Raw genomic sequence first — 2,502 nt, 5'->3', positions numbered from 1 at the left:
GTGCTGCTCCTGGCCGTGGGCGCGGTCGTGGCGCTGCGCGAGCGCGGCGCCGACGCGTCGGGGGGCGTGGACCAGCTCGTCAGCCTCGCGCCCGTGCTCATCGGCGTGATCGCCGCGCTGGTGCTCGGCCGGCTTTACCCGCTGCCGCTGCGGCTCGCCGCGCTGCCGGTGGCGCGGCGGCGCGGCGCGACCGGCTTCCTCTCGCTCGCGCGCGCCGGGCGCACGCCCGTGGCGGCGTCGCTGCCGCTGCTCGCGCTGCTGATCGCGCTGACGACGGCCGGCTTCGGCGGCTCCGTGCTCGCCGGTGTGACGCACGCACGCGACGACGCGGCGCTGACGGCCGTGGGCGCGGACGCCTCGGTGACCGCCGCGGAAAAGCTGCCCGAGGGCCTTGCCCGCTCCGTGCGGAAGATACCGGGCGTCACGGACATGACGGCCGTCGAGCAGCGCCGTGACGTCCAGTTGCCCGGTTCCACGGCGGCGCCTGGCCAGGGCTCCGTGGTGACGCTGGTGGCCGTCGACCCCGCGTCGTACGCGCGCCTCGCCGCCCGCACGGGCCGTGGCGCCTTCGACGCCGGGCTGCTGACCCGCCACGGCTCCGCCGGCTCCGCGCGGGACACGGCCACGCTGCCGGCCATCGCCTCGCCCGCCGTGGCGAAGCGGCTCGGGTCCGGCGCCGAGCGGATCGAGGAGACGAACCGGTCGCTGCGGGTACGCGTGACCGCCGTACGGGACGAGACCCCTGCGCTAGCCGGCGGCGACTTCCTGCTGGTCGACGCCGCGTACGTGCCGCAGCACGCGGACACGGGCCTGCTGGTGACGGGTGCCTCCCTGGACGTGAAGGCGCTGCGCGCGACCGTACGGGCCGCCGGGCACGGTACGGACGTGCAGGTGCTCGCGCAGGTGCGGGCCGCCCTGACGGACTCGCCCCTTCAGTCGGGCGCCGAGCGCGTCTACGTGGTCGCGGTGGCGGCGGGCGCCGGGTACGCCGTGCTCGCCCTGCTGCTCGCGGTCGCGCAGGCGGCGCCCGAACGCGTCGCGCTCCTGGCGCGGCTGCGCACACTGGGCATGACGAGGCGTCAGGGCAGGCGGCTGCTGGTGCTCGAGTCGCTGCCGCAGGCGGTGCTCGCCGGACTCGGCGGCGCGCTCGTCGGCTGGGCCGCGATCCGGCTCCTCGCGCCGGGCCTCGACCTGGCACCGCTCGCGCTGCCCGACCAGGGCGGCGACGCCTCCGTACGTCTGGTGACCGACCCGTGGTCGCTGCTGCTGCCCGCGGCGGCGGTGGTGGTGCTCGCGGCCGGGGTGGCCTCGGTGCAGGCCTGGCTGTCCACGCGCCGCAGGGCGACGATCGAGCTGAGGGCGGGAGACCCGAGATGAGTGACACGTCCCTGGAAGAGCTCGAGCGGCGGGCGACGGAGCGCGGACAGCGCCCCGCGTACGGGCACGACGCGCTCATCACCTGCGACCGGCTGGTGCGCGTCTTCACGACCGACGGCGTGGAGGTGCAGGCGCTCCAGGGCCTCGACCTGCTCGTCACCAAGGGCGAGTTGATGGCGCTCGTCGGCGCGTCGGGCAGCGGCAAGTCGACGCTGATGAACATCCTGGCGGGTCTCGACGAGCCGACGGCGGGCGCGGCGCGGGTCGCGGGCCGCGACCTGCTCGCCATGGGCGCGAAGGAGCGGCTCGCCTACCGCCGCGAGGTCGTCGGCTTCGTCTGGCAGCAGACCGCGCGCAACCTGATGCCGTTCCTGACGGCGTCGCAGAACGTGGCGCTGCCGATGCAGCTGAGGGGCGGCGGACGCGGCAGGCGTGCCCGCGCGGAGCGTGCCGAACGCGCGGCGATGCTGCTGGACATCCTGGAGGTCGCGGACTGCGCCGACCGCGAGCCGCGCCAGATGTCCGGCGGCCAGCAGCAGCGCGTGGCGATCGCGGTGGCCCTCGCGAACGAGCCGTCGGTGCTGCTCGCGGACGAGCCCACGGGCGAGCTCGACTCGGCGACGGGCGAGCAGATCTTCGCCGCGTTCCGCGCGGCCAACGAGCGGCTCGGCACCACGATCGTGATCGTCACGCACGACCAGAAGGTGGCGTCCGAGGTACGCCGCACGGTGGCGATCCGCGACGGCCGCACGTCCTCGGAGGTGCTGCGCCGCACGCAGGTGGACGCGGAGACGGGCCAGGAGAGCCTGGTCGCCCGCGAGTACGCGACGCTCGACCGTGCGGGCCGCCTCCAGCTCCCGAAGGAGTACACGGAGGCGCTCGGCATGGAGCACCGGGTGGCGCTCGACCTCGAACCCGACCACATAGAGATACGCCCGGACGACGACACCGCCGGCACGTGAGCGCCCGTGTCAGGACCGGTGACCGGTCCTGACACGGGCAACAGACATGCCGGCACCCACCGCCGTGCCGGGCACGGGCGACGCGGTGACGGCCTGGCGAGGCGGAGGGCCGGTTCGCGTGCACGGCGGCGGCTGCCCAGCGCGGCGGCGCCTGCCCGGCGCG

General features: G+C 75.9%; 2 protein-coding genes. Both read left to right on the top strand.

Annotated features, from left to right (window positions below):
• Positions 1-1,377 (top strand): ABC transporter permease (locus tag JFN87_RS32880; RefSeq protein ID WP_209346140.1); only part of this gene is annotated, 1,377 nt, incomplete at its 5' end.
• The gene (locus tag JFN87_RS32875) at positions 1,374-2,339 is read left to right on the top strand and encodes an ABC transporter ATP-binding protein (protein WP_209346138.1); all 966 of its coding nucleotides are present in this window, start codon (positions 1,374-1,376) and stop codon (positions 2,337-2,339) included. The genes JFN87_RS32880 and JFN87_RS32875, both read left to right, overlap by 4 nt.
• The last annotated feature ends 163 nt before the right edge of the window (positions 2,340-2,502 follow it).

It is taken from the genome of Streptomyces montanisoli (genome assembly GCF_017813245.1).
In the GTDB taxonomy this organism is placed as follows: domain Bacteria; phylum Actinomycetota; class Actinomycetes; order Streptomycetales; family Streptomycetaceae; genus Streptomyces; species Streptomyces montanisoli.
Note: the sequence above shows the minus strand (reverse complement) of the source record. Positions and strands in the feature narration are given on the sequence as shown.